Origin of the sequence: Bacillus sp. JJ864 (genome assembly GCF_036963045.1) — a bacterium.
Lineage (GTDB): Bacteria > Bacillota > Bacilli > Bacillales > Bacillaceae_G > Bacillus_A > Bacillus_A pseudomycoides_C.
The window spans coordinates 33,032-37,486 of sequence record NZ_JBALLY010000006.1; the positions used below are offsets into that span (position 1 = coordinate 33,032).

4 protein-coding genes are annotated in these 4,455 nt (G+C 32.4%); all 4 read right to left on the reverse strand.

Annotation, left to right across the window (positions count from 1 at the left end):
* Nucleotides 1-328: 328 nt before the first annotated feature.
* Complete coding sequence (locus tag V7024_RS01480) at nt 329-1,315, reverse strand: ABC transporter permease (protein ID WP_335514692.1); 987 nt, start codon at nt 1,313-1,315, stop codon at nt 329-331.
* Complete coding sequence (locus V7024_RS01485) at nt 1,312-2,055, reverse strand: ABC transporter permease (RefSeq protein ID WP_335514695.1); 744 nt, start codon at nt 2,053-2,055, stop codon at nt 1,312-1,314. Before V7024_RS01485 ends, V7024_RS01480 begins: the two co-directional genes overlap by 4 nt.
* Nucleotides 2,056-2,068: 13 nt before the next feature.
* Nucleotides 2,069-2,965 carry an ABC transporter ATP-binding protein gene (locus V7024_RS01490; RefSeq protein WP_438824426.1) on the reverse strand — a complete coding sequence of 299 codons (897 nt, stop codon included), beginning with the start codon at nt 2,963-2,965 and terminating at the stop codon, nt 2,069-2,071.
* 313 nt (nt 2,966-3,278) lie between these two features.
* A complete protein-coding gene (locus V7024_RS01495; RefSeq protein ID WP_335514698.1) occupies nt 3,279-3,839 on the reverse strand; it encodes a MarR family winged helix-turn-helix transcriptional regulator in 561 nt (186 codons plus the stop codon).
* Nucleotides 3,840-4,455 lie beyond the last annotated feature (616 nt).

Genomic DNA, 4,455 nt, shown 5'->3' on the forward strand with positions numbered 1-4,455 from the left:
AATAAGGGTGGTTATTTTTTTATATCCTCTTCTCAACTTAATGACTATAAAGGCAGCTCTTATTTCATCTCCAACCAAGCACACACTCCACATGTATTGTATGCAAAAACATATCCACAGGCTGAACCCTCCTGCCTTCTTCAAGCACCTTCAAAGTCATAAGCAAGTGTCAGCTACGATGAGGAAGCTTTTCTTTATAAACAACGGCTTATACCACGATCGTATTATGAAATTCTTTTGGAACAATCTTTACCGCTGTTTTTAAAGGCTTCTTTGTATAATTGTTAATGGTACTCTTCATTACAATTGATTTATAAATCATTTAAAGTTAATACATCCCCTGCTTAATTTTCCTTTTAGTAATCATACTTCCCAAGATCCAGAGTACAACAATCCAAGTAAGTAAATATATAAACTGACCTTTAAATTCTAATAGGTCATGTCCCTTTTCTATTCCTTGAACCAGCGTCATGTATGATTTTTGTGGTAAAACGCTACAAATCTTATTTAAAACTGTATTTTCCCCTGTAAAAGAAATATAGCAGCCTGATAATATACAAGTTATAACATAAATTCCGCTGGCCACTACAGAGTAGTTCCGTTCAATGATTGTTGTAATGAATAAAGCTAATGCCGTTGAGAGTGTACAAAGAATTCCAATTAATATCGCTAACATTCCATAACTAAATCCGATGTCTACATTAAAAGCAACCTTTGTGATAACGAGCGCTAAATATGACGGTATATAAAGCCATAAGAATGTAAAAATCCCATGTGCAAAAATATATTGCTTTTCACTTACCGGCTCCGTTAATACACGTTTGAAGATTTTTTTATCCCTGTCCTCTGTATAAAGGGTTATCAATGCAACACCTTGCATGAAAAGGATTATTAAAATAAATCCTAAAACGTTTGTTCCAACACCTCTTTTTTCTTTTTCTACTTGCTTACTTTCTGAAATCTTACCTGTTTTAAAGAAGTTTTTTAGAATTTTTTCATCATTTTTGTTTTTTAAAGTTGTTATATCATAGTTGCCATTAGTTTTCTCTTCCACAATGGCAATATACTTTCCCGAAAGAAGCTCTGAAATGGCTGGTTTTTTATTGATTACATCAATTTTAATCCTATTATCTTTTGGAATGCTCTGTTCATTATTTGAAATAAAAGCTATGTTGCCCTTTATATCTGTTTTTCCCGTAAAAAATACCGCAAGTCCAATCATAATTGGAACAACTATAAACGCCACTATGATCACCACTTTTTGGGCTAAAATCCTATTAAAATTATTTTTAAATATGTGAATTACATTCATCATACATACTCCTCCGGCTTAAAAGTTATTTGACATACTATCATGCAAACGATCGAAGCAAACAGCAAAAAGGAAAGAGTAGGTATATACGTGCTGAAGTCATGGTCATAAATAACCTTAAAGGCACATTCTGTAACCCACTTTATTGGCGATATATAGGATATTTTCTCTATGATTTTCCCGAGACTTGCTATAGGGAAAAAGCTGCCACCAAAAAAGACAAACACTAATATTGGAATTTGCATGACTGAATTTGCAACTTCTTCATTTTTGAAAATACTACAGAACATTGTGCCGAGAGAACAGCCAAATAGTGTCAGCATATTCATTAACAGCATGATGTATAGAAGGTTTTCCTGCCCAAAATTAATGTGAAGGAGATATTGACCTACAAACAATATGACACTGTATGAAATAGTGCCTAACATATAAGTAGAGATTAATTTGGATAAATATATTTCTGTTTTAGAAACTGGTGCATATGTAATGCGGGTATTCCCCCTCTTAACCTTTTCTTCCATAAATGTATTCGTAGCTGTCACGGCAATCAATAATGCGGTAAAAATCATCATCGTGACTCCGTAATAATCATAGGAACTTATCGGTCCTGAACCATAGCCACCTTTTGTTGCGAACCCCATAACTCCTATGAGTATAAATGGGAATATCGTATTAGTAATTAACAATGCTGGATTTCTAAGGATATTCATAAAATCAAATTTTATTATTTTTATAAAGTTCATCTATGTATCCCCCCTAATCCCTTAAACTTCTTCCTGTCAATTCTAAGAAAGTAGTTTCTAAAGATGCCTCTTTACTGCTCATGCTTTCAATTTCACAACCACTTGCCAACATTAAAGATATAATGCTATTTAGATTATCATTGGATTTTTCAGCAGTTATCTCAAGCATATTCTCAAGTAATTTAACCTTTGTTATCCCATTCATTTCATACAACTGCTGTTCACTTAATCTATTTAAATTTTTAACACAAAAATAATAAGTAAATTCATCACTCACTTGTTGGTTTAATTCTTCTTTTGTCCCCTCTGCAATAATCTTTCCCTTGTTCATAATAATAATTCGATCACAAATTGCTTCCACTTCTTCCATGTAGTGTGTGGAATAGATAACCGTTGCACCTCTATTTTTCAATGTTTTAATTGATTCTAAAATATGATTTCTTGATTGAGGATCAATACCCACTGTCGGCTCATCCATGATAATAAGTTGTGGCTGATGGGCAATTGCACAAGCAATATTTAATCTTCGTTTCATACCGCCTGAAAAGGTCTTGGGCTTATCGTCTTTTTTTTCATAAAGCCCTACTAGTTCCAAAGCCTCCTTGACCATACTCTCTAGTTGTTTTCCTTTTACTTTATAAAGACTTGCAAAAAAACGTACATTTTTCTCAACAGAAATTTCTTCATAAATTGCTAAATCCTGAGGAACAATTCCAATCCCCTGTTTTATCGGTTTTACATCTTTTCTTAAGTCATGCCCCAAAATCGTTATTTTGCCATTATCAGCTGCTAATACAGTAGACAAAATATTTATCGTTGTACTTTTCCCTGCCCCATTCGGACCTAATAATCCAAGGATTTCTCCCTTATTAACTACAAAATTGATTCCATCAACAGCTTTTTTTTTCATGATAATTTTTTTCTAGTTTTTCAACCGTAACAATACTGTTCATTTTTTCATCCCTCTCATTTAGACAATATAATGTCTAAATGAACAATATCACAATAATTTCAATTAGTCAATATAATGTCTATTTTAAACCAGATGCCGTCACCTATTATAAATACCAATTGAAAAACCAACAGCCGACTCTTTTTAGGAGGGAGCATTACCACCAGCAAATAGCAGGAGTTACATGTAGGAAAATCAAAACGCACTTAAATTTAACAAAATTAAAAAGTCATAAACTTAATTATGACTTCTTCGTTTCTTTACTATATTTCTATCTTTTCTCATTTCTAGAATGGCTTCTTCGTCTTTCAAATTCCTTTAATAGTCTCGCCTCTACGTCCTTCACATCTTCATTCATTTCTAATTTAACTTCTTCTTCAAAGCCATCTTGCTCTTCACCGTCAAAGGAATACAGTCTCTTCAATAACCGCCACAATATTTCCATTTCTTCAGTTGTAAAATCTTCAAAAAGATCTAGAAAAAAGTTAATTCCACCTTCAGCACATTCCACTGCTACTTGTTTTCCAGCTTCCGTAATTTTAACATTAACAGCCCGCTTATCCTTTTGACTTGGCACAGTCGTAACATATCCTTTATTTTCTATAATCGTTATCAGCTGTTTCACACTCTGTTTCGTGGTACCTAACTTTTTAGCAATATTGTTGATTGTTGTTTCATCTTCCGGCAAATGAGCTATTGCGATCATTGTCATATACTGTCGTGCTGTTAATTTGTCATAGTATTTATCGCCTTGTACCTGAAGCTTATTTGCAAGAGAAAAAAGTGTTCCGTAAGTTTGCTGCATTAAAAATAGTTCTCTATAAGTGTCCATAATATTTCCTTTCTTCTTAGACATTATATTGTTTAAAATGATAATAACATAACATTCTAAACCCACCAATTCTGCAAAACATATATGTAATGTTCTATATTCACTTATCTCCGTTGCATGAGCATCAACATCTCTACAGTTATTAATTTTATTCATTGCAGACATGAAGATTGCTTTTTCAATAGTTATTACATTTGTGAATGTTGAATACTCAGCAAAACTAACATTCTTTAATTCCGAAAACAAAAGACGTTCAAATAACTCTTTACCTTCTCTTTAAAATTAACTCTAAGCTCGTATTAACATGTTTCTCCACAATCTTTGGTACCATATCTCGTCCATATTTAATGGTTAAAGTTTACCTAGCCAGAACTCTTTAATCTCTTCAATATTATTTCTCCTACTAGAAATAATTTCTCTATACATATCAAAATTACTTGGCATCTTTTTATATCTATAGCTATCTTTCATATAATTTTTAATAGCATCAATTTATATATAATCAATGTAACTACTCAGTTACATTTGAATTAAATTATGAGCTATATAAATACAAATTAAAAAATCGACATAAAAACCCTCTTTCTTTTTAGGCTAGCGAGAGCATCTGGCCATG

What these genes read in the sequence shown, in the direction of transcription:
- V7024_RS01480 (WP_335514692.1), bottom strand. Translation starts at nt 1,315, where the DNA reads ATGATGAATGTAATTCACATATTTAAAAATAATTTTAATAGGATTTTA.
- V7024_RS01495 (WP_335514698.1), bottom strand. Translation starts at nt 3,839, where the DNA reads ATGGACACTTATAGAGAACTATTTTTAATGCAGCAAACTTACGGAACA.
- V7024_RS01490 (WP_438824426.1), bottom strand. Translation starts at nt 2,965, where the DNA reads ATGAAAAAAAAAGCTGTTGATGGAATCAATTTTGTAGTTAATAAGGGA.
- V7024_RS01485 (WP_335514695.1), bottom strand. Translation starts at nt 2,055, where the DNA reads ATGAACTTTATAAAAATAATAAAATTTGATTTTATGAATATCCTTAGA.